This is a genomic window from Streptomyces sp. NPDC029041, from assembly GCF_040637515.1.
GTDB lineage: Bacteria > Actinomycetota > Actinomycetes > Streptomycetales > Streptomycetaceae > Streptomyces.
Window position 1 is genome coordinate 508928 of the sequence record NZ_JBEZWO010000006.1, and the last position, 22521, is coordinate 531448.

Annotated in this window: 13 protein-coding genes; 3 read left to right on the plus strand and 10 right to left on the minus strand. The window is 70.9% G+C overall.

Features of this window, described 5'->3' with window-relative positions; all coding sequences use genetic code 11:
• Positions 1 to 29 precede the first annotated feature (29 nt).
• Together AB0F04_RS18360 and nrdR are read right to left on the minus strand one after the other, a co-directional pair.
• A complete protein-coding gene (locus AB0F04_RS18360; RefSeq protein ID WP_362042699.1) occupies positions 30 to 2921 on the minus strand; it encodes a vitamin B12-dependent ribonucleotide reductase in 2892 nt (963 codons plus the stop codon).
• Between the two features lie 164 nt (positions 2922 to 3085).
• Entirely contained in the window at positions 3086 to 3646 is a 561-nt protein-coding gene (nrdR, locus tag AB0F04_RS18365; protein ID WP_362042701.1) for a transcriptional regulator NrdR, read from the minus strand.
• 621 nt (positions 3647 to 4267) lie between these two features.
• Between nrdR and lexA the strand changes: the two genes are divergently transcribed.
• Positions 4268 to 5047: a transcriptional repressor LexA gene (lexA, locus tag AB0F04_RS18370; RefSeq protein ID WP_053671024.1), complete on the plus strand. Its 780-nt coding sequence runs from the start codon at positions 4268 to 4270 to the stop codon at positions 5045 to 5047.
• A gap of 159 nt (positions 5048 to 5206) precedes the next feature.
• Here lexA and AB0F04_RS18375 read toward each other — a convergent pair whose 3' ends face one another.
• From AB0F04_RS18375 to AB0F04_RS18390, 4 genes are all read right to left on the minus strand, one after another.
• Positions 5207 to 7183, minus strand: coding sequence for an ATP-dependent DNA helicase (locus AB0F04_RS18375; RefSeq protein WP_362042703.1), 1977 nt, complete (start codon positions 7181 to 7183; stop codon positions 5207 to 5209).
• 214 nt (positions 7184 to 7397) lie between these two features.
• Positions 7398 to 8435: a GNAT family N-acetyltransferase gene (locus tag AB0F04_RS18380; protein ID WP_362042705.1), complete on the minus strand. Its 1038-nt coding sequence runs from the start codon at positions 8433 to 8435 to the stop codon at positions 7398 to 7400.
• Between the two features lie 82 nt (positions 8436 to 8517).
• The gene (locus AB0F04_RS18385; RefSeq protein ID WP_362042706.1) at positions 8518 to 10305 is read right to left on the minus strand and encodes an IucA/IucC family protein; all 1788 of its coding nucleotides are present in this window, start codon (positions 10303 to 10305) and stop codon (positions 8518 to 8520) included.
• Positions 10306 to 10860: 555 nt separating this feature from the next.
• Positions 10861 to 12333 (minus strand): aminotransferase class III-fold pyridoxal phosphate-dependent enzyme, encoded by a 1473-nt coding sequence (locus tag AB0F04_RS18390; protein WP_362042832.1) that lies wholly within the window; start codon positions 12331 to 12333, stop codon positions 10861 to 10863.
• Positions 12334 to 12674: 341 nt separating this feature from the next.
• Between AB0F04_RS18390 and AB0F04_RS18395 the strand changes: the two genes are divergently transcribed.
• Both AB0F04_RS18395 and AB0F04_RS18400 read left to right on the plus strand, forming a co-directional pair.
• Positions 12675 to 13898, plus strand: coding sequence for a hypothetical protein (locus AB0F04_RS18395; RefSeq protein WP_362042708.1), 1224 nt, complete (start codon positions 12675 to 12677; stop codon positions 13896 to 13898).
• A 312-nt stretch (positions 13899 to 14210) separates the two neighbouring features.
• A complete protein-coding gene (locus AB0F04_RS18400) occupies positions 14211 to 15416 on the plus strand; it encodes a hypothetical protein (RefSeq protein WP_362042710.1) in 1206 nt (401 codons plus the stop codon).
• Between the two features lie 154 nt (positions 15417 to 15570).
• Here AB0F04_RS18400 and hflX read toward each other — a convergent pair whose 3' ends face one another.
• The 4 genes from hflX to dapF form a co-directional block, all read right to left on the minus strand.
• Complete coding sequence (gene hflX, locus AB0F04_RS18405; RefSeq protein ID WP_362042712.1) at positions 15571 to 17064, minus strand: GTPase HflX; 1494 nt, start codon at positions 17062 to 17064, stop codon at positions 15571 to 15573.
• A gap of 207 nt (positions 17065 to 17271) precedes the next feature.
• Positions 17272 to 18783 (minus strand): M1 family metallopeptidase, encoded by a 1512-nt coding sequence (locus AB0F04_RS18410; protein WP_362042714.1) that lies wholly within the window; start codon positions 18781 to 18783, stop codon positions 17272 to 17274.
• A gap of 306 nt (positions 18784 to 19089) precedes the next feature.
• Entirely contained in the window at positions 19090 to 21297 is a 2208-nt protein-coding gene (locus AB0F04_RS18415) for an HD domain-containing protein (protein ID WP_362042716.1), read from the minus strand.
• Positions 21298 to 21594: 297 nt separating this feature from the next.
• The gene (gene dapF, locus AB0F04_RS18420; protein WP_362042718.1) at positions 21595 to 22467 is read right to left on the minus strand and encodes a diaminopimelate epimerase; all 873 of its coding nucleotides are present in this window, start codon (positions 22465 to 22467) and stop codon (positions 21595 to 21597) included.
• Positions 22468 to 22521 lie beyond the last annotated feature (54 nt).

The window sequence follows — 22521 nt, forward strand, 5'->3', positions numbered from 1 at the left end:
CCCTCCGTCATCGGCTCACGTGCTCGGCGTCAGCTGCAGCCGCTGGTCGAGCCGCATCCCTCGCAGATGTAGCAGGACCCGGCACGCTGCATCTTCGTGCCGCAGGAGAAGCAGAGCGGGGCGTCAGCCTGGATGCCCAGCTGCATCTCCACCAGTTCGGCGCTGGTGTGGGCCTGCTGCGGGGCGGGCTTGACCGCCTCCTCGGCCTTCGGAGCTGAAACCGCCTTCAGCTCCTGGGCGCGCGGCGCCGACTGGGCCAGCCCCTCGACGTCGACCTCGTCCTCGCTCGGCTCGTAAGAACCGGTCTCGAGGTGACGCTGACGCTCCTCGGCGGAGTGGATGCCGAGCGCGGAGCGCGTCTCGAAGGGCAGGAAGTCCAGCGCCAGGCGGCGGAAGATGTAGTCGACGATCGACTGCGCCATCCGCACGTCCGGGTCGTCCGTCATGCCGGCCGGCTCGAAGCGCATGTTGGTGAACTTCGAGACGTACGTCTCCAGCGGCACGCCGTACTGGAGGCCGACGGAGACCGCGATGGAGAAGGCGTCCATCATGCCCGCGAGGGTCGAGCCCTGCTTGGACATCTTGAGGAAGACCTCACCGAGACCGTCGTCCGGATAAGAGTTGGCGGTCATGTAGCCCTCGGCACCGCCGACGGTGAAGGACGTGGTGATGCCGGGACGTCCCTTCGGCAGACGCTTGCGGACCGGGCGGTACTCGACGACCTTCTCGACCGCGGTACGGATCGTCTCCTCGGCCTTCTCCGTGATCTCCGCCTTCTCCTTCTCCTTGGTCTTGGCGGAGAGCGGCTGGCCGACCTTGCAGTTGTCGCGGTAGATAGCGAGCGCCTTGACGCCGAGCTTCCAGGCCTCGAAGTAGATCTCCTCGACCTCCTCGACGGTCGCCGTCTCCGGCATGTTGACCGTCTTGGAGATGGCGCCGGAGATCCAGGGCTGGATCGCGGCCATCATGCGGACGTGACCCATCGGGGAGATGGCCCGCTCGCCCATGGCGCAGTCGAACACCTCGTAGTGCTCGGGCTTGAGACCGGGGGCGTCGATCACGTTGCCGTGGTCGGCGATGTGGGCGACGATCGCCTCGATCTGCTCTTCCAGGTAGCCCAGGCGGCGCAGGGCCTGCGGGACCGTGCCGTTGACGATCTGCATCGAGCCGCCGCCGACCAGCTTCTTGAACTTGACCAGCGCGAGGTCGGGCTCGACACCGGTGGTGTCGCAGGACATCGCCAGGCCGATGGTGCCGGTCGGGGCGAGCACGGAAGCCTGCGAGTTACGGAAACCGTTCTTCTCACCGATGCGCAGGACGTCACCCCAGGCCTCGCTGGCGGCGGCCCACACCGGGGTGTCCAGGTCGTCCATACGGACGGCCTTGTCGTTGGCGTCGGAGTGCTGCTTCATGACGCGGTTGTGGGCGTCGGCGTTGCGGGCGTACCCGTCGTAAGGGCCGACGATCGAGGCGAGTTCGGCGGAGCGCCGGTACGCCGTACCCGTCATCAGGGAGGTGATGGCTCCGGCGAGGGCACGGCCGCCGTCGGAGTCGTAGGCGTGACCGGTGGCCATCAGCAGGGCGCCGAGGTTGGCGTAACCGATGCCCAGCTGACGGAACGCGCGCGTGTTCTCGCCGATCTTCTGCGTCGGGAAGTCCGCGAAGCAGATCGAGATGTCCATCGCGGTGATGACCAGCTCGACGACCTTCTGGAAGCGCTCGGCCTCGAAGGACTGGTTGCCCTTGCCGTCGTCCTTGAGGAACTTCATCAGGTTCAGCGAGGCGAGGTTGCAGGACGTGTTGTCCAGGTGCATGTACTCGCTGCACGGGTTCGACGCGGTGATCCGGCCGGACTCGGGGCAGGTGTGCCAGTTGTTGATGACGCCGTCGTACTGGATGCCGGGGTCGGCACAGGCCCACGCGGCCTCGGCGATCCGGCGGAAGAGCGCCTTGGCGTCGACCTCCTCGATCACCTCTCCGGTCATCCGCCCGCGCAGGCCGAACTTGCCGCCCTGCTCGACAGCCTGCATGAACTCGTCGTTCACGCGGACCGAGTTGTTGGCGTTCTGGTACTGGACGGACGTGATGTCGTCGCCGCCCAGGTCCATGTCGAAGCCGGCGTCGCGCAGGACGCGGATCTTCTCTTCTTCCTTGACCTTGGTCTCGATGAAGTCCTCGATGTCCGGGTGGTCCACATCGAGGACGACCATCTTGGCGGCACGGCGGGTGGCGCCACCGGACTTGATCGTTCCTGCGGAGGCGTCGGCGCCACGCATGAAGGAGACCGGACCGGAGGCGTTGCCGCCGGAGGACAGCAGCTCCTTGGAGGAGCGGATCCGGGAGAGGTTCAGGCCGGCGCCGGAGCCGCCCTTGAAGATCATGCCCTCTTCCTTGTACCAGTCGAGGATCGACTCCATGGAGTCGTCGACGGACAGGATGAAGCAGGCGGAGACCTGCTGGGGCTGCGGCGTGCCCACGTTGAACCACACGGGGCTGTTGAAGCTGAAGATCTGGTGCAGGAGGGCGTAGGCCAGCTCGTGCTCGAAGATCTCGGCGTCGGCGGGCGAGGCGAAGTACTTGTGGTCCTCGCCGGCCTTCCGGTACGTCTTCACGATGCGGTCGATCAGCTGCTTGAGGCTGGTCTCGCGCTGCGGGGTGCCCACGGCACCGCGGAAGTACTTGCTGGTGACGATGTTGACCGCGTTCACCGACCAGAAGTCGGGGAACTCCACGCCGCGCTGCTCGAAGTTGACCGAGCCGTCGCGCCAGTTGGTCATGACGACGTCACGACGCTCCCAGGCCACCTCGTCATAGGGGTGGACCCCGGGGGTGGTGTGGACGCGCTCGACACGCAGGCCCTTGCTCGCCTTGGCGCTCTTGGCGCGGGAACTCCGTGCCGGACCGCTCGCCGTCTCTGTCATGCCGCCTCCCTGTACGGGCGAAAACGCCCTGAAGTGCCCCGCTGTTCCCGGTGCACGGTGTTCTGTCTGGTGTTGCGGGCAACCACTCACACGCCCGCAACAGGTCTTCTCACGCCGCCGCCCGGCCGGGCCCCGGAGCTGCCGTTCCGGGTCCGGCCCGCCGGTCAGTCGGCGGCGCCTGCGGGCTCGGGAACCTGCCTGGTCCCTCCGGGCCCGCGGTCGTCTTCCTGGCTCCCCGCAGCCGCCCCCTTGCGGTCCGGGTCGTCCGTGCCGGTGGGTCCCGTCTGCGCCCTGAGTTCCTCGATGGCCGCCTCGAAGTCGTCGAGCGAGTCGAACGCCCGATAGACGGAGGCGAACCTCAGGTAGGCGACGAGATCGAGTTCCTGCAACGGGCCGAGTATGGCCAGCCCCACGTCATGGGTGGTCAGCTCGGCGCTGCCGGTGGCCCGCACCGCCTCCTCGACCCGCTGGCCGAGCTGGGCGAGCGCGTCCTCGGTGACAGGCCGCCCCTGGCACGCCTTGCGCACACCATTGATGATCTTCGTACGGCTGAAGGGCTCGGTGACTCCGGACCGCTTCACCACCATGAGCGAGCACGTCTCCACGGTCGTGAAACGACGGGAGCAGTCAGGACACTGGCGGCGCCTGCGGATCGATGTGCCGTCGTCGGTCGTACGACTGTCCACGACACGGCTGTCGGGGTGCCTGCAGAAGGGGCAGTGCATGAACTCCCAACCCTCCTCACAGCAGACTCAATAGCCTCGCCGGGCATCTTGCGCCCCACGAAGCAGCCCCCAGCATAGGCGATGACCATGAGCCCCGAGACCCGGGGGACCACAACTTCTGGGCTGCTGATGCAATCCAACCACTAGATGTGGGGATTGGCTCATACATGCAGCTCCATCTCGCGTGTCGCACGCGAAGGCGCAGGTGACGTACGACGAGCCCTGCCACACACGCCCGTTCCGCCTCGCAGGTGCCGCCTCCGACACCCTCGTTCCGGGCGGTGCGGGCATCCGTACCTGCACGGCCGTATCGCCGCGGCGCATGCGGAGATACCGTGGGCGCCGCGAGGAGGGGGCGTGGGACTACCGCGCAGATGAGGGCTGGTCCCCGGGCGAGGGAATGCCGGATGGCAGACTGGGGCACAGTCCACGAGGCGATCACCCCGGCGGTGAAGAGTACAGCAATGGGCCCATTTGCCTGCCAGGTGGCGCGGCTGCCAATACACCCGGACACATGATCGCGTCCGGCGATTCGCGTTTTTTCACTCGAACGTGTGTTTGGCGCAACCTTTCGAAAGCAACTACCGTTGTCCAGCAGGGAGACCATCGAGAGGGGCCGACGTGACCACCACCGCAGACAGTGCCGCCATCGCTGCCCAGGACCGCTCCCAGGGCCGACTGGAGCCGGTGCATGCGATGAACGAAGCCACGAACCCTGAGGGGCACAAGCGCTCCCTGCCGGGCCGACCTCCCGGCATCCGGGCGGACAGCTCGGGGCTCACCGATCGTCAGCGCCGGGTGATCGAAGTCATCAGGGACTCCGTCCAGCGTCGGGGATACCCGCCGTCGATGCGGGAGATCGGCCAGGCCGTCGGCCTGTCCAGCACCTCCTCTGTCGCACATCAGCTGATGGCACTGGAGCGCAAGGGCTTCCTGCGCCGCGACCCGCACCGTCCGCGCGCCTACGAAGTGCGCGGCTCCGACCAGGCCGCCTCGGTGCAGCCCACGGACACCGCGGGCAAGCCCGCCGCGTCCTACGTGCCGCTGGTCGGCCGGATCGCCGCCGGTGGCCCGATCCTCGCCGAGGAGTCCGTCGAGGACGTCTTCCCTCTCCCCCGCCAGCTCGTCGGCGACGGTGAGCTGTTCGTCCTCAAGGTCGTCGGTGACTCGATGATCGAGGCCGCGATCTGCGACGGCGACTGGGTCACGGTGCGCCGTCAGCCGGTCGCCGAGAACGGCGACATCGTGGCGGCGATGCTCGACGGCGAAGCCACCGTCAAGCGCTTCAAGCGCGAGGACGGCCATGTCTGGCTCCTGCCGCACAACGCGTCCTACGAGCCGATCCCCGGCGACGATGCGACCATCCTCGGCAAGGTGGTGGCCGTGCTGCGCCGCGTCTGACAGCGCGCACCGCGTCGGGCGGGCCCCACGGGCCCACCCCTTGACCGGGCCCCGGGACCCCTGCGCCGGTTCCGGGGCCCTGCGCTGTCCGGAGCGGATGCCGCACCTCAGGGCCCAGCGGCTCGGGCCGTGGGGGTGGGCCGTCGGCCCACCCCCGGCTCATGCTTCTGCCGCCTTGAGGGCCGCGGCGTCGATCGCCGCGAGCGATTTCCGCACCTGGTTCCGGTCCGTCGTGAACCAGAAGTCGGGCAGCGAGGCCTTCAGATAAGAGCCGTACCGGGCCGTCGCCAGACGCTGGTCGAGGACGGCGACCACGCCCCGGTCCCCCGACGCCCGCACGAGCCGGCCGGCGCCCTGTGCCATGAGGAGCGCGGCGTGGGTGGCGGCCACCGCCATGAAGCCGTTGCCTCCGGCCTCCTCCACGGCCTTCTGGCGGGCGCTCATCAGAGGATCGTCCGGGCGCGGGAACGGAATCTTGTCCATGACGACCAGCTGGCAGCTGGGTCCCGGGACGTCGACGCCCTGCCAGAGAGACAGCGTGCCGAAGAGGCAGGTCTTCGGGTCGGCCCCGAAGTTCTTGATGAGCTCGCCGAGCGTCTCCTCGCCCTGGAGCAGGATCGGGAACTCGGGGATCCGGGAGCGCAGTTCCTCGGCGGCCAGCTGGGCACCTCTCATGGAGGAGAACAGGCCGAGGGTGCGGCCGCCTGCCGCTTGGATCAACTCCGTGAGTTCGTCGAGCATGTCCGCGCGGTCGCCGTCCCGCGCCGGACGCGCCAGGTGTTTGGCTACGTACAGGATGCCTTGCTTGCGGTAGTCGAAGGGCGAGCCGACGTCGATGCCCTTCCACTTCGGGACGTCATCACCCCCCGTGCCCTCGGGGGCGAGGCCCAGCGAGGCGCCGACACCGTTGAAGTCGCCGCCCAGCTTCAGCGTCGCGGACGTCAGGACCACCGAGCGGTCCGCGAAGAGCTTCTCGCGCAGCAGCCCGGAGACGGACATGGGGGCGACGCGCAGGGAGGCACCGAAACGGTCGTGGCGCTCGTACCAGACCACGTCCCACTCGGAGCCGTTCGTGATGCGCTCCGCCACGTCGTGCACGTTCTCCACGGACGCCAGGGCCTGCTTGCGGACGGCGTCCTCGTCCTGGACCGACTTGTCGCGGGTCGTGCCGATCGCGGAGATGACCGTGCGGCACGCGTCGCGCAGCGCCATGAGGGCGTACCCGAGGTCCTCGGGAATCTCCTCCAGGCGGCCCGGCAGCGCCAGCTCCATCAGCCGCTCGAACCCCTCGGCGGCGGTCTGGAGCTGGTCGGCGGCCTTCTCGTTGACGAGTTTCGCCGCCCGGCGCACCGCGCGGTTGACCTGGCCGGGGGTGAGCTCGCCGGTGGCCACTCCGGTGACCCGGGAGACCAGTTCGTGTGCCTCGTCGACGATCAGCACCTCGTGCTGCGGGAGGACCGGGGCACCCTCGATGGCGTCGATCGCGAGCAGCGCGTGGTTGGTGACGACGACCTCGGCGAGCTTCGCCCGCTCACGGGCCATCTCGGCGAAGCACTCGGCGCCGTACGCGCACTTCGTGGCGCCCAGGCACTCCCTCGACGACACCGACACCTGGGCCCAGGCCCGGTCCGAGATGCCGGGCGTGAGGTCGTCACGGTCACCGGTCTCGGTCTCGTCGGCCCAGTCGCGCACCCTCAGCAGGTCCTGGCCCAGCTTGCTGGTGGGCGCGGCGGCCTCGAACTGGTCGAAGAGGCCCTCCTCCTCGTCCTGCGGGACACCCTCGTGCAGTCGGTGCAGGCACAGGTAGTTCGACCGGCCCTTGAGCATCGCGAACTCCGGGCGCCGGCGCAGCAGGGGGTGCAATGACTCGACCGTTCTCGGCAGGTCGCGTTCCACCAGCTGGCGCTGCAGGGCGAGGGTGGCGGTCGCGACGACCACACGCTCCCCGTGCGCCAGCGCGGGCACCAGGTAGCCCAGCGACTTGCCGGTACCGGTACCCGCCTGGACCAGCAGGTGGGAGCCGTCGTCGATCGCTTCCTCGACGGCTTGGGCCATGGCCACCTGACCGGGGCGCTCCGTACCACCGACGGCAGTGACGGCGGCATGCAGGAGTTCGGGGAGTGAGGGCTTCGTCATAGCGCGACCACCCTACGACCCTGCACTGACAAACGGGCGATCAAGGCGGGTGCGGGGGACGCGATCAAGACCGTGGGCTCCTCGGTGGGGGCGGTGACAAGGGACGACCGGCTCGGACGGTGAGTCGTGGCACGGCTGCTCAGAATCGACGCGGTGGGCGGGAACTGTCCCGGCACGGGCCGCGTTCAATGAGTGACGGCGCGATGACACAGCGCTACAACAGATGCCGGAGGGACCGGTCTCGGACCATGAGAGCGGCTCGCTTGGCGGTCAGGTCGACTTCCGCGGAGAACCGGAAGCCGGCGGTCAGGAAAGCGGCGACGGAGGGGGTGTTGCGAATGTCGGGTTCCGCGATGACACGTGCGCAGGAGGGCCTCCGCGCGAGAACGAGCTCGGCCACGGCCCGGAGCAGCAGTCCGCCCAGGCCGCGTCCCCGGTCGGCGACTCTGCCGAGCAGGAGGTGGAGCCCCGTGTCATGAGGCCGCGCGGGGTAATGCCGGGCCAGTGGGTCCAGATCCGCCCGGTAGATCTCCCAGTAGCTCATCGGTGCCCCGTCCAGCAGGCCGAGACAGGGCACGCTGCGCCCGTCTCCGGCCAGCTGGGCGCGCAGGTGGTCCCGCGTCACCTCCTGTGGTCCGGCCAGTTCCCAGAACGCAGCGGCCGCCGGGTCGTTCATCCAGCGGCTGATGAGCGCCAGGTCGCGTTCGATGCGCGCGGGGACGAGGTGGAAACGGCCTGCGGGTGTGTCTGCCGGGCCCCATGCTGCGATGCGGTCGAGGAGGTCGTCGTGGCGCGGAAGGGCATCGGGACGGGTGGGCGCGACGGTCGCGCCGATGGGGACGGAGGGCTGCGCCGTGTCCAGGCCTCGCCTTCGGGGCGTGTGATCGTCGACTGCGCCTACCGCGGCGAGGTCACTGGCCGGGGTGTCCGGCTCACCAGGAGTGACAGCACCGGTGAGCGTGTCCGAGCGGCACCCCGAGCCGACGGCGGGCTCGGGAGCGGGGCCCGTACCCGACCCGGCCACGGGCGCGGCATCGGGGTCGGCGCCCGGCCCCGCCCCGGGGCCGCCGCCCGGCCCGGCATTGGAGTCGGCCCTCTGCCCGGCATCGGCGTTGCCTCGGGACCCGGCGCCTGAGGCCAGAGCGGCCGTGACGGGGACTGCGGCACTGACGGGGGCCGCGGTCATGACGGGGACGGCGGCCATGACCGGGGCTGCGATACCGGCCTCGGCGATCGGGTCGGCGGGAGGCACCGGATGCTCCTCTCAGGCAGGGGTGGCCTGCCCTCGGGGATGAAGGAGGCAGGTCAGTTGTGGTCAGGGTCGGTCAGAGGGGTCAGGAGTGCAGGGGGTTGGCGATGGTGACGTAGACGGACTGGGTGTCGACCGGGCCGACGAGTTCGTCGAGGCCGTGCAGCCGGGTCAGCAGGTTGGCCTTGCAGCGCAGGACGGGTGAGTCGAGCAGCAGGGCGGGCAGCGGGGTGCGCAGCCGGGCCGGACCGGAGGCGAGGTGTCCGAGGAATCGCCGGAAGGCGGCAAGCAGCAGTCGCTCGTCGGCGATCCCTTGGGAGCCGAACGCGCCGATCAGACCGAGCACGTTGTTGACCACCAGGTAGTACACGAGCCGCTCATCGGTCACCTGGTCGCAGACGAACGTGTCGCTCCGCTCCCCGATACCGGGCAACCGGTCGTCGAGGTCCTGGCGCCGGGATGCGCGGAAGTAGTAGCCCTGGTTGTCGCGGTAGCGGCCACCTGTGGGCCAGCCGTCGGCGTCCAGCAGGAGCAGGGTGTTCTGCTGGTGGGCTTCCAGTGCGACGCCGGCCTCGCCGTCCAGCCAGAGAACGGGACGGACCACGTGGGCCAGGTAGCGGAGGAACCACTCGGCGGCGACCGCTCCGCGGGGTCGTCCGGTGCGGCGGGCGAGACGCGTGACAACCTCGGCCAGGCGGGACCGGAGGGCCGGGCCGTGTCGGTCGGGCCACCCCGAATCCCCCTCCGGCGGGGTCGGGGTGCACGGTCGCGGCGAGACGAGGCCGGCGACGCAGGAGACGTCGTCGCAGGGGCTGAACGGATTGTGGCGGATCACCACGTCCAGTCCGGGCACCGGGTCGCCGTCGGGGGTGTCCACGGCGAGCCAGGCCGGGTCCCGGACGATGTCGAAGCCCGGGTGCACGGCGCGCCACTGCTGCCCGAGGCCGCTGCGGAGAAGGCGGTGGACCTCGACGCCGCGGTGCAGTTCCTTGCGGAGGTTCTCGCGGCGGGAGTTGGTGATGCGCAGGCCCAGCGAGAGCTTCAGCATCGCGGCGGCACGGGTTCGGTAGACGGTTCGTACGGAGGAGGTGGGGTGCCAGTCAGGGCCGTGGGTGCCGAGGTCACGGAGCAGTCCGGTGTCCAGCAGGGCGGCAATCGGTGGACGGCGCCGGACCTCTTGTGCCTGCCAGGGGTGCAGGGGCAGGAGGGCGTACCCCTCCGGCAACCGCGCCCCGATTCCGGCGAGCCGGGCGGTGAGCAGGGGTGCGGCGACCGGACGGCCGCGCTCGGTCCAAGAGGAGTCGGTGGCGAGGACGGAGGGAGCGACAGCCATCCAGTGCAACGGAAAGGAACCGCGCAACTCGGGTGAGTACAGCGGCGCTTCTGCCTCCGTGAGTCCCTCGCGGCTCTTCGGTGCGGGGTGCAGTGGGTGTCCGAGGACGAGTGCCTGTTCCGCGGACAGAAAGAGGTCGGGGCCGTCGGCCGGGCGTTCCCGGCGGGCTGTGATGAAGCGGGCGGCGCATCGGAGGGAGTCGGCGACACCTGCGACGAACCCGACACCGTCGGCGCAGGGGGACGCTGCGGAGCTGGTGGCGCGCGTAGGCAGGGAGGCGTGGGCAGGGCTGCTGCCGGAGGAGTGGTGGGACGTCTCCCTGGCGAGCAGGGCGGCGATCGTGGCGGCGTCGGCGGGTGGGGCGGTCTCGGCGGTATCCGCGAGACGAGGAGGGCCGAAGCGGTGCCAGCCCGTCATGGACCAGTAGCGCACCGGTGCGAGGAGGCTCGTGCCGGTGGCGGGAAGGGGGATGCGCAGGACGCCGTCGGCCGGGGCGGGCGCGTTGGTCTCGCGTGCCCAGCAGCGGAGCAGGTTCTCCACGGCTGCGGCATGGGCGACGGCGTACGGGTCGGGATGCTCCAGTGGGTCGCTGTCCTGGCGTGTGCTCGACCCCTGGGTCGGTTTCGCGGTCGGCCGCTGGTGAGGGACCCCAAGTCTCGGCGGTGTCGCCGGTGGCCAGGCCCCGGCTGAGCCTGGTTCCGAGGTGGGGGCGCGGTCGTCGGGGTGGGGGGTGGAGTTCACGGCAGGTACCTCATGGGGTGGTTCCGGGATTCAGACTGGTGGGGTGCTTCCGGGATCAGGCTTGGTGGGGCTGCGGGACGAGGAGCTTCACTCGGCGCTGCATGCGGGGCGCGAGGTCGGGCGGCGGGCGAAGAGACGCGCGGGACCACCGCGCGCGGCGCGCGGGACCGTGGCTCGCGGGGATCAGGGCGCGCCGCGTGCGGGTCTCGTGGTCCAGGAGAGCTCACGGCGTGCGGCGTGCAGGACGGATGGCCGCGGGGATCATGGACCATGGCGCGTGGGGCGCCCGGCGACCGGTGGCGCACCTCTGGTGTGCAGGCATGCTGCGCCGGCTCCCACGCCCGCCGTGTGGCTTCACCGCGTTAACGGTGCGGCAGCCGTGCCGCCACCACGGCACCGAGCCGCGGCCCGGACCGCGTCGGCCAAGCGGTCCATCACGGCGGCCGCTTGTTCATCGGTGATGGTCAGGGGTGGCAGCAGTTGGACGACGCCGGCGCGCAGGCCGCCGAGTCCGACGATGAGGCCGCGTCGCAGGCACTCCCGCTGGACCGCAGCAGCGAGTTCAGGAGCGGCGGGGAGGAGCCGGGACCCGCTGCCCGGCCGCACCGAAGCCTCCCTGCCGCACTCCGCGGCCCGTGTGACACCGGAACGGCCGGGTTTCCCTTCCCCGTCCGGGTCCACCAGCTCCACGCCGATCATGAGCCCTCTCCCCCGCACATCTCCGACCCAGGGGAACTCGGAGGCGAGCGGCCGGAGTTGGTTCAGCATGCGTGCCCCGAGAGCTGCCGCGCGCTCGGCGAGGGCGTTCTCGCGGACGTGGGCGAGGGTCGCCGCGCCGGCGGCCATGGCGAGCTGGTTGCAGGGGAAGGAGTCGGCGGGGGTGCCGGGTCGTCCGGGATCGAGGCCGTCGCGGTAGACCACGACGGCCAGCGGCAGGCTGCCGCCGATGGCGTCGGACAGGACCATCACGTCGGGGGTCACGCCACTGTGCTCGATCGCCCAGAAGGCACCGGTGCGGCCCACACCGGTCCGGATCTCGTCGGCGATCAGGGGGACGGACCGGACGGCGGTGAGCTCTCGCAGGCGCCGCAGCCAGGTGTCGGGGACGGGGATCACCCCTCCCTCACTCTGGACGGGCTCGACGATCACCCCGGCGGGCAGCGCAACCCCGGAGGCGGGGGCGTCGGGGAGGAACTCGGTCCAGAGGGCGGCGAGGTCGGCACTGCGTCGCTCACCGCCGACACCGGAGGGGCAGCGGTAGTGCTGCGGGTGGGACAGTCGGGTCAGCCGCGCGTCAGGGGTTTCCGCGGACGTGGCGTCGAGGGCCCCGGCGGCACTCGTGTCACCAGCGCCGGGGAACGGCAGAAGACCGCTCCGGCCGGTCGCCGCGCGGACGAGCGCGTAGGCGGTCTCGACGGCTTCGCTTCCGGCCGGGCCGCAGAACCGCACGTGCGCCCGGTCCGCGAGGCCCGGTGGCAGGGTGCGGAACAGTTCGGTGAGGAAGGCGTCCTTGACAGGTGTCGCCAGATCGAGGGCGTTCAGAGGTGCGCCGGAGTCGAGCACCCTGCGGAGGGATTCCAGGACGACCGGGTGGTTGTGGCCGAGGGCCAGGGTGCCTGCGCCGGAGAGGCAGTCCAGGTAGCGGCGGCCGTCCGCGCCCTCGATGGTGAGTCCTCGGGCCCGCACCGGAACGATCGGCAGGGCCCGGGCGTAGGTCCGGGCGGCGGAGTCGCGTGCGGCCTGGCGGCGCAGGAATCCCTCGTGCGCGAAGCGCGGGGCCGGGCCCGTGTCCAGGAGCGCTCCGTCGGGGAGAGATGCTGCGTGCAGGTCTCCCACAGCGGCCTCCTTTGATGCACAACCCCCAGGGGTGGATTCCGCCACGACTTCCCCGACCTCCCACTGCGTACGGGCACGGAGGACCGCGCACAGACAGCAGGCCCCCCACCGCTACCAACCCCGGACACCGCATCGGGTTACGGGTTGTCTCAAGATCCTTTCCGTGACGGAACTGTTGCGGACCCGTCGGATCGCCCCCACAGCCACCGCATAGTGTGTGATGCCGTTCCCGGACACCGCGCGGTCGCCCTGAACTCCCCGCGAGGCAGCGGCCATCGGGGCCGCAGCGCCGGCTCGTCCATGTTCGTTCCGCACCAGGGGGAGTCAGAATCATGCGATCCACACGGCCGTCGTCCCATACCGTCCGAGGGGCCGGGCCGCGCGTCAGGAAGTCCCCCGCCCTGGCAGCCGTGGCTCTCGCCTCGGCACTCGTCCTGACCGCCACCGCCTGCGAGTCGGGCGATGCGACGGCCGACGGTCGGGCCTCCGCGTCCGCCACCGCCTCCGGCGACGGCAAGCTCAAGATCCCGGCCGACATCAGGGACCGGCTCCGGGAGCACGGGATAGACATCGACAAGTGGAAGAACGGCGCCTGGAAGAACTGGGACCGGGACGACTGGCTGCGCGAGGCGAACGAGTACGTCAACCCGATCATCGAGGGGCTCTGGAACCCGGACCGTATGCGGGAGGCCGAGGAGCCCGACCAAGGCGTCGACGAGGGTGAGATCGCCGAGGACCAGGGAGTGACCGACGCGACGCCCGGTCCCGTGGAGGCGCAGGCCGTGCCGCCGTCGTACCACGCCAACGCCCCCACGGCCGGGAAGGTTTTCTTCGACTCCCCCGAGGGATCGGCCGTCTGCTCGGCGACGGTGGTGAAGGACCCGGCGCACCCGGGCAAGTCCAACCTGGTGTGGACTGCGGGCCACTGCGTGCACGCGGGCAAGAAGGGCGGCTGGTACCGCAACATCGCATTCGTGCCGTCGTACAACGACGACGGCAAGCCGGTGGCGGAGCTGGAGAACGCCACGCGCGAGGACGTCGCTCCCTACGGTGTCTGGTGGGGCGACTGGGCGCGGACCTCGGACCAGTGGATCGAGCAGGGCGGTTCGACGGGCGGTGACGGCGCACCGTACGACTTCGCTGTCATCCATGTCACGCCGGAGAAGGGCAGCGGCGGCAAGTCGCTGGAGGAGACGGTCGGTTCGGCGCTGCCGGTCGAGTTCAAGGCGCCCGCGGTGCCGCGGGTGAAGCGCGTCACGGCGATCGGCTACCCGGCCGCGAAGCCCTACGACGGACAGAAGCTGTACCGGTGCGAAAGCCGGCCCGGGAGGCTGTCGATCAACGCATCGGATCCGACGATGTACCGCATCGGCTGCACCATGACCGGCGGTTCGTCCGGCGGCGGCTGGGTCGCGACCGGTCGCGACGGCAAGCCGGCCCTGGTGTCCAACACCTCGATCGGCCCGGTGACCTCGGGCTGGCTGGCCGGGCCGCGCCTGGGTGACGTGGCCGAGGGCGTGTACGACTCGGTCAGCAAGAAGTTCGCCGGCCGGTGACCGCCCGCTGAGGATGGCCGCCGGTCCGTGACGGCGGGCAGATTCTCGCTCTCCATGGCCATGGCGCAGTCTGCACCCGACCACCGGGCCCCCACGGCGTGCCCGGCGCAGCGGGGCCCCGGGGCGCATGACATCACCCCCCGGGGGGTTCTCGGAAACCTTCACCGGCTCACCCCGGTACACCCTCAACTCCCCCGGCATAGTGGGGAGTCGCGCGGTGCCACCGGTCCCGCGCCCATGCCGTGCACACGCGGCACCTGCACGGAGCAGGGCCAGTACCACTCAGTACGTACCGACGGGGGTCATCGCACCATGCGTTCCACACCTGTGCCCGCACCGCGGCGGGGACGGCGCACCGTCCTCGCCGCGGCCGGGCTCGTCACCGCCCTGGCGCTCACCTCGACCGCCTGTGGAGGTTCCGGGGACTCGGCGAGTGACAGGCCCGACGCGACCGGCTCTCAGGCCGCCGCGAACGGTGGCGGCGGCAAGGCCGGGATTCCGGCCGATCTCGCGGGCAGGCTCAAGGAGCACGGGATCGACGTCGACCGCTGGAAGAACGGCGGCTGGAAGGACTGGGACAAGGACAAGTGGCTCGGTGACGCCAAGGACTTCGTCAACCCGGTGATCAAGGGTCTCTGGAAGCCGGAGCGGATGCGGTCCGCCGACGAGGCCGACAAGAGGGTCACGACCAAGGACGCGTCGGCCGGCCAGGGCGTCAGCGATCCGGATCCCGCACCGGTCCGGGCGCAGGCCGAGAAGACGCCGTACCACCGCAACGCGGCACCGGTCGGCAAGGTCTTCTTCGACTCCCCCGACGGGCCGGCCGTCTGCTCCGGCACGGTCGTCAAGGACGTCAACCACCCGGGCAAGTCCAACCTCGTGTGGACGGCGGGCCACTGCGTGCACGCCGGCGGCAACGGCGGCTGGTACCGCAACATCGTGTTCGTCCCGGCCTACAACGACCTCGGCAAGTCCGAGGCCGAGCTCACCCACGCCAACCCGACGGAGATCGCCCCGTACGGCAACTGGTGGGCGGACTGGGCCTCGACCTCCGGCCAATGGATCAAGGGCGGTTCGCAGAGCGGCGGTGACGGAGCCCCGTACGACTACGCCGTGCTGCACGTGAAGCCGGAGCAGGGGGCCAAGTCCCTGGAAGAGACGGTCGGCGCCGCGCTGGACGTGGACTTCTCCGCCCCGTCCGCGGCCGAGGCCGCCAAGATGGGCGCATGGGGTTACCCGGCCGCGCCGCCCTACCACGGCGAGAAGATGTTCAGGTGCATCGACGTCCCCGGCCGGTTCTCGCTCAGCCCGTCCCTGCCGACGATGTACCGCATCGGCTGCGACATGACCGGCGGTTCCTCCGGCGGCGGCTGGTTCCGGGTCCTGAACGGCAAGTCGGTGCTGGTCTCCAACACCTCGATCGGCCCGGCCGACAACTCGTGGCTGGCGGGTCCGCAGCTGGGCCGCGACGCCGAAGCGCTCTACCAGAACATGAGCAGGACCTACGGCGGTCAGTGATCCGTTCATGCTGAAGGCCCGCCCCCCTGCGACAGGGGGGCGGGCCTTGACGCGTGGGCCTTGACGCGTGGGCCTTGACGCGTGGGCCTTCTCACGCGGCCCTTCTCGCGCGGGGCTTTCTCGAGTTCCGGCGAGAAGCGCCCTCAGGTCTGACTCAGAGCGCCGGTGCCGGAGCGTACGGCATGAGCTCCGCCGCCAGTTCCTCGTGCACCCGCACCTTGAGCAGGGTGCCCTCCGCGGTGTGCTCCTCGGAGATCACCTCGCCCTCGTCGTGCGCACGGGCGACCAGCTTGCCGTGCGTGTACGGCACGAGCGCCTCGACCTCGACCGACGGGCGCGGCAGCTCGTTGTCGATGAGCGCGAGCAGTTCCTCGATGCCCTGGCCGGTGCGGGCCGAGACCGCGATGGACCGCTTCTCGACGCGCAGCAGCCGCTGGAGCGTCAGCGGGTCGGCCGCGTCCGCCTTGTTGATCACGACGATCTCGGGCACATCGGTGGCGCCGACGTCCCGGACCACCTCGCGCACGGCGGCCAGCTGCTCCTCCGGAAACGGGTGCGAACCGTCGACCACGTGCAGGATCAGGTCGGACTCGCCGACCTCCTCCATCGTGGAGCGGAACGCCTCGACCAGGTGGTGGGGCAGGTGGCGCACGAACCCGACCGTGTCGGCCAGCGTGTACAGCCGTCCGCTGGGCGTCTCGGCCCGGCGCACGGTCGGGTCGAGGGTCGCGAACAGGGCGTTCTCGACCAGCACGCCCGCGCCCGTGAGGCGGTTGAGCAGCGAGGACTTGCCGGCGTTGGTGTAGCCCGCGATGGCCACGGACGGCACCTTGTGACGCTTGCGCTCCTGGCGCTTGATCTCGCGGCCGGTCTTCATCTCCGCGATCTCCCGGCGCATCTTCGCCATCTTCTCGCGGATCCGGCGCCGGTCCGTCTCGATCTTGGTCTCACCGGGACCACGGGTGGCGAGGCCGCCGCCCTTGCCGCCGCCCATCTGCCGGGACAACGACTGACCCCAGCCGCGCAGTCGCGGCAGCATGTACTGCATCTGCGCGAGGGCGACCTGTGCCTTGCCCTCTCGGGACTTGGCGTGCTGGGCGAAGATGTCCAGGATCAGGGCCGTCCGGTCGATGACCTTGACCTTGACGACGTCCTCGAGCTGGATCAGCTGACCCGGGCTGAGCTCACCGTCGCAGATGACGGTGTCCGCGCCCGTGTCGACGACGATGTCGCGCAGCTCCTCCGCCTTGCCGGAGCCGATGTACGTGGCCGCGTCGGGCTTGTCGCGGCGCTGGGTGACTCCGTCGAGCACCAGCGCGCCGGCCGTCTCGGCGAGGGCGGCGAGCTCCGCGAGGGAGTTCTCCGCGTCCTGCACGGTTCCCGAGGTCCAGACGCCGACGAGGACGACCCGCTCCAGACGGAGCTGGCGGTACTCGACCTCGGTGACGTCCTCGAGCTCGGTGGAAAGGCCCACCACGCGGCGCAGAGCCGCGCGGTCGGAGCGGTCGAACTGGTCGCCGTCCCGCTCTCCGTCGATCTCGTGGCTCCAGGCGACGTCCTCTTCCATCAGGGCATCGGCCCGAAGACCCTCGGGGTGGCTGTGCGCGAAGCGCTTGGAGTCCTGGGAAAAGGAAGAAGAGGAGGTCATTGGATCCTTACGTTGGTGGGAAACCGTTCACAGTCTGCAACGCACGGGCGGTCCGGGAGATTCCCGGCGCCTCGCGCCGCGCCGACCTGAAGATGGTCGCACGGCACGGGGCGTCTCGTCACCGTGTTATCGGACGGGGGTCTTCGCCGGTCCGGCCCGCTGCCCAGGAGGCGATCCAGCGGGCCTGCGGCCTCGCTGGGGCCTGCTTCAGGCGGTCCGCGGCTCCGCGGGGGTCTGCGATGCCGCGGGCGCCTCCGGCTTCCAGTCCGGGTGGCCCGGCATCGGCGGGGTCTTCTCGCCGTACAGCCAGCCCCGGAAGAAGCCGTTCAGGTCGCGCCCGGAGATCTCGGCGGCGAGCCGGACGAAGTCGTCCGTCGTGGCCGTGCTGTCCTGGTGGCGCTCGACCCAGGCGCGTTCCAGGCGTTCGAAGGCCGGGCGGCCGATCTCCTGGCGCAGGGCGTACAGGACCAGCGCCGCCCCGTCGTAGACGTTGGGGCGGAAGATGTCGATCTTTCGGCCGGCGTCGGGCGCCTTGGGCACGGCGGGTGGTCCGCCGGTGGCGCGCCAGCGGTCGGAGGCACCGTAGGCGGCCTTCATCCGGTCCCGCATCGGCTTGCCGGCCTGTTCCTCGGCGTACAGCGCCTCGTACCAGGTGGCGTGCCCTTCGTTGAGCCACAGATCCGACCAGGTGCGGGGGCTGACGCTGTTGCCGAACCACTGGTGGGCCAGCTCATGGACCATGATCGATTCGACGTACCACGAAGGGCGGGTGCGGTCGGTGAACAGTTCCCGCTCGAAGAGCGAGAGCGTCTGGGTCTCCAGTTCGAAGCCGATGGAGGCGTCGGCCATGAGCAGGCCGTACGTCTCGAAGGGGTAGCGGCCGACCTTGTTCTCCATCCAGGTGATCTGGCCGGGGGTCTTCTCCAGCCAGGGCTCGAGCGCCTTGCGGTGCTCGGTCGGGACGACGTCCCGTACGGGAAGCCCGTGGGGGCCGGTGCGGTGCAGCACGGTGGAGCGGCCGATGGAGACCTGGGCGAGCTCGGTGGCCATGGGGTGCTGGGTGCGGTAGGTCCACGTCGTCGTCCCGCGGGACTTCTGCGTTCCGGCGGACAGGCCGTTGGCGACGGCCGTGTGCCCGTCGGGTGCCGTCACCCGGATGGTGAACATCGCCTTGTCGGAGGGGTGGTCGTTGCAGGGGAACACCAGGTGTGCGGCGTCGGCCTGGTTGGCCATGGCGAGGCCGTCCGCGGTGCGCACCCAGCCTCCCTCGCGGCCCTTGGCGGGCACGGGATCACTGGTGTGCCGCACGGTGATCCGCATCCATCTGCCGTCCGCCACCGGCTTCTCGGGCGTGATCACCAGGTCTTCGCCGGCGGTCTGGAACTCCGCCGGGTCGCCGTCGACCTCGACCGACTGGACCGTGCCGTGGGCGAAGTCCAGGTTGACGCGGTCCAGGTCGGCGGTCGTCCAGGCGTCGATCGTCGTGACGGCCCCGAGCGGCCGGCTGTTGCTGCCCGGGTAGGTGAAGGAGAGGTCGTACGACGCCACGTCGTAGCCCGGGTTGCCGAGGTACGGGAAGAGCCGGTCGCCGACGCCGAGCGGGACGGCGGGGGCGGTCGCGGCGACGAGGCAGACGGAGACGGCCGACGTGAGCAGGGCGGCTGCGGTCCGCCGCCGCCGGGCGGGGGCAGCGGCGACGCTGTGGGGGGTCAGGAGCATGGCCCATGGCTATCAGCGCGCGGGTGAACGCCGCGGACGGCGCGCTTCCGCCCCACCCGAACCGGGGACCGGGGCATGCGCCGGGTGCTCTGCCCGCACCGTCCCGGCCGGTTCGATGCGCAGGCGCGCGCCTGCGCAAGGTGCCGGGTCGGTGCGGCCGTGCGCGGCTGCGCCCGGTGCCGCCTCAGGGGTTCGTCGGTTCGTCGCGGCTGTAGGCCCCGGCTCGGGCCGGGCCTGGCCGGGGACGCCGAAGGCGCCGGCCGGCGGTCTCCCCTTCCAGGAGGCCGTTCAACGGCAGCGGCCGTGTCAGTGGCCCTGCGGTAGTGGCTGCGCCCTGCAGACGTCGTACACCCCGGCCACGTCGCGCATCGCGCGCATCAGGCCGGGCAGGTGGCCGGCGTCGGGGAGCTGCACGGTGTAGGTGTGCCGCACCTGCTGGTGAGTGGGGGGCTCTACGGTCGCCGAGACGATCTCGGCCCCCTCGGAGGCCATGGCCTCGGTGAGGTCGGCCAGCAGATGCGGACGGACGAACGATTCGGCGACCAGCGTGACCCTGCACTCGGCGGCCTCTCCCCAGCGCACACCGACCTCCGCACGCCCCCCGTCCTTCATGCGCGCTACGGCGGCGCAGCCCACGCGGTGCACGGTGACCGCTCCCCCGCGTACGGCGAAGCCGGTGATCTCGTCGGGCGGTACGGGCGTACAGCAGCGGGCGAGCCGTACGGTCGCGCCGGGCAGGTCGGCGAGGACGTTGCCGGTGGCGGAACGGTCGGCGAGGGCGTGGCCGGTGGCGGAACGGTCGGCGGGCTGGCCGGGCGCCGCGTCCGGCTCGGGTACGTCGGACGGCCGGACGCCGGTCCGGTACTCCGCGATGCGTGCCTCACTCTGGTGCTGGGACTCCGCCTGCGCCGGATGGGCGGCCAGCCACCGCTGGATGGCGATCCGGGCCGCGGGGGTGTGCGCGTGATCCAGCCACTCCCGGGAGGGCTCCGACGCCGGGTCCTGGCCCATGAGGAGCTGAACGGTGTCGCCGTCCTTGAGTACGGTGCTCAGTGTCGCCAGGCGGCCGTTCACCCGGGCACCGATGCAGGCGTGCGCGTCCTCCCCGTACTGCGCGTACGCCGCGTCCACGCAGGTCGCGCCCTCGGGCAGGCCGAGGGTGCCGCCGTCGGGGCGGAAGACGGTGATCTCGCGGTCCTGGGCGAGGTCCTCGCGCAGGGTCGACCAGAAGTGGTCGGGGTCGGGTGCCGCCTCCTGCCAGTCGAGGAGCCGGGAGAGCCAGCCGGGACGGGTCGGGTCGACGCGCTCACCGTCGGCCGGGTCGTCGGGGGCCGGTGCGTACGGGTTGCCGAGGGCGACGACGCCGGCCTCGGCGACCTTGTGCATCTGGTGCGTGCGGATGAGGACCTCGACGACCTGTCCGTCCTCGCGCGCCACTGCCGTGTGCAGCGACTGGTAGAGGTTGAACTTCGGTACGGCGATGAAGTCCTTGAACTCCGATACCACCGGTTTCATACAGGTGTGCAGTTCGCCCAGGACGGCGTAGCAGTCGGCGTCCTCGTTCACCAGGACCAGGACGCGGCCGAAGTCGGAGCCGCGGAGCCGGCCGCGTTTGCGGGAGACGCGGTGCACCGAGACGAAGTGGCGCGGGCGGATGAGGACTTCGGCGGGGATGTCCGCCTCGCGCAGCACCCCCCGCACCTCGTCGGCGACCTCGGCGAGCGGGTCGTCCGCGCGGGCCGCGTTGCGGACGATCAACTCCCGGGTGTGCGCGCACTCCTCGGGGTGCAGGATCGCGAAGACCAGGTCTTCCAGTTCGGTCTTGAGCGCCTGGACGCCGAGCCGTTCGGCGAGCGGGATGAGCACGTCACGTGTCACCTTGGCGATGCGCTCCTGTTTCTCGGGGCGCATGACGCCGAGGGTGCGCATGTTGTGCAGCCGGTCGGCGAGTTTGATCGACATGACGCGGACGTCGTTGCCGGTGGCCACGAGCATCTTGCGGAAGGTCTCGGGCTCGGCGGCGGCGCCGTAGTCGACCTTTTCCAGTTTGGTGACGCCGTCGACGAGGTAGCGGACCTCCTCACCGAACTGGTCGCGGACCTGCTCGAGCGTCACGTCGGTGTCCTCGACCGTGTCGTGCAGCAGCGACGCGGTCAACGTCGTGGTCTCGGCGCCGAGTTCGGCGAGGATCAGGGTCACGGCGAGGGGGTGGGTGATGTACGGCTCGCCGCTCTTGCGCATCTGGCCGCGGTGCGAGGACTCGGCCAGGACGTAGGCGTGGCGCAGGGGCTCGAGGTCCGCTTCGGGGTGGTGGGCTCGGTGGGCCTCGACGACATGGCTGATGGCGTCGGGCAGCCGGCCCCTGGCGGCGGGACCGAGCAGGGCCGCGCGCCCCAGGCGGCGCAGGTCGATCCGGGGGCGGGCCTTTCTGCGGGTGGCTGTCGGCGTCACCGCTCCCGACACCGCGCCCGGCATCTGGCCTGGGGTCACGGAATTCGTGGCCTCCGCACTCATGGGCACCTCCGGCTGCGTCAACCGGCGGACGGGCGCCCCCGAGCGGACATGGCTCAGGGGGCGGCTTCGGTCCCCCGTCCGGGCCGGTGCTTGATGCTACCGAGCCCACCACGCCCGACTGACCGCCTCTCGCCGAGCGTGAAACTGATCACCCATTCGAGGGACGAATGTGAGGTTTGTACCCCTGTACCGAGCGGGCTCCGTGATGCGAATCTCGCCAAGTGGCCGAATATCAACGGCGATTTCGGATCGCCCGGCCGAAGACGCCCGGGTGGTTTCTGGACATCCGGCCCGGGCTCACGCGGACGTCGCCGTCTCCAGCCAGTCCGCGTCGATCTCGCCCTCGGCCACGATCACGGCCGGGCCGGTCATCTCGATCTCGCCGTCGGGTCCCTCGGTGATCACCAGCGTGCCGCCGGGGACGTCGACGGTGTAGGTCGCGGGGGCGCCGGTGGCCTTCGGGTCGGCGCCGTCGCGGCGGGCGGCGGCCACGGCGACGGCGCACGCGCCCGTGCCGCACGAGCGGGTCTCACCGGAGCCGCGCTCGTGCACCCTCAGCGCCACGTGCCCGGGGCCGCGGTCGACCACGAACTCGACGTTCACGCCGTCCGGGTAGGCGGTCGCCGGGCTGAAGGGCGGCGGGGAGAGCAGGTCACCGGCGTGCGCCAGGTCGTCCACGAAGGCGACCGCGTGCGGGTTGCCCATGTTGACGTTGCGCGCGGGCCAGCTGCGCTCGCCGACGCTCACCGTGACGTCGCCCTCGGGGAGCACCGCGCGGCCCATGCCGACGGTCACGTCACCGTCCTTGGCGATGTGCACGGTCTTCACGCCCCCGCGCGTGGCGACCGCGAGGTCTCCCTCGGTCACGTGACCGGCGCGCTGGAGGTAGCGCGCGAACACCCGCACGCCGTTGCCGCACATCTCCGCGACCGAACCGTCGCCGTTGCGGTAGTCCATGAACCACTCCGCCTCGGCCGCCATGCCCGTCGCCTCCGGGTGCGCGGCGGACCGCACCACGTGCAGCAGCCCGTCACCGCCGATGCCCGCGCGCCGGTCGCACAGCGCTGCGACGGCGGCCGGGGGCAGGTCGATGGTGTTCTCGGGGTCCGGGACGATCACGAAGTCGTTCTCGGTGCCGTGTCCCTTGAGGAAGGCGATCCGCGTGCTCATGCCTCGATCGTAAGGGGTGCCTGCGACAACGCCTCGGTGTGCCGGTGACAGCGT

Excerpts from the sequence above, each read along its gene's own strand:
- AB0F04_RS18360 (WP_362042699.1), bottom strand. The coding sequence starts at position 2,921 with ATGACAGAGACGGCGAGCGGTCCGGCACGGAGTTCCCGCGCCAAGAGC.
- nrdR (WP_362042701.1), bottom strand. The coding sequence starts at position 3,646 with ATGCACTGCCCCTTCTGCAGGCACCCCGACAGCCGTGTCGTGGACAGT.
- AB0F04_RS18375 (WP_362042703.1), bottom strand. The coding sequence starts at position 7,183 with ATGACGAAGCCCTCACTCCCCGAACTCCTGCATGCCGCCGTCACTGCC.
- AB0F04_RS18395 (WP_362042708.1), top strand. The coding sequence starts at position 12,675 with ATGCGATCCACACGGCCGTCGTCCCATACCGTCCGAGGGGCCGGGCCG.
- AB0F04_RS18400 (WP_362042710.1), top strand. The coding sequence starts at position 14,211 with ATGCGTTCCACACCTGTGCCCGCACCGCGGCGGGGACGGCGCACCGTC.
- hflX (WP_362042712.1), bottom strand. The coding sequence starts at position 17,064 with ATGACCTCCTCTTCTTCCTTTTCCCAGGACTCCAAGCGCTTCGCGCAC.
- AB0F04_RS18410 (WP_362042714.1), bottom strand. The coding sequence starts at position 18,783 with ATGCTCCTGACCCCCCACAGCGTCGCCGCTGCCCCCGCCCGGCGGCGG.
- AB0F04_RS18415 (WP_362042716.1), bottom strand. The coding sequence starts at position 21,297 with ATGAGTGCGGAGGCCACGAATTCCGTGACCCCAGGCCAGATGCCGGGC.
- dapF (WP_362042718.1), bottom strand. The coding sequence starts at position 22,467 with ATGAGCACGCGGATCGCCTTCCTCAAGGGACACGGCACCGAGAACGAC.